This window comes from Psychrobacter sp. CAL346-MNA-CIBAN-0220 (assembly GCF_040309805.1).
Taxonomy (GTDB): domain Bacteria; phylum Pseudomonadota; class Gammaproteobacteria; order Pseudomonadales; family Moraxellaceae; genus Psychrobacter.
Window position 1 is genome coordinate 1 of the sequence record NZ_JBEOPF010000299.1, and the last position, 271, is coordinate 271.

Annotated in this window: 1 protein-coding gene; it reads left to right on the forward strand. The window is 33.9% G+C overall.

Annotation, left to right across the window (positions count from 1 at the left end):
- Nucleotides 1–33: 33 nt before the first annotated feature.
- Nucleotides 34–271 (forward strand): DUF819 family protein (locus AAEY88_RS13715; RefSeq protein WP_350563275.1); only part of this gene is annotated, 238 nt, incomplete at its 3' end.

The window sequence follows — 271 nt, forward strand, 5'->3', positions numbered from 1 at the left end:
TAATAAAACTCACCATTAAAAATAGGAATAACTATGGTTGAAGCCCAAACTGCATTAATTACTAACGATGCTGTGGTACTTGGTTTACTGGCTATTATTTTAGGGTTTGTGTTTAAAACCTCTAACAGCCAGCACCCAGGTTTTAAAGCATTTTATAAATATGTACCCGCTTTACTGTTATGTTACTTTTTGCCCTCATTACTTAATACCTTTGGTATTGTTGATGGTAATAAATCAAACGTATATTACGTAGCGTCACGCTACTTATTGC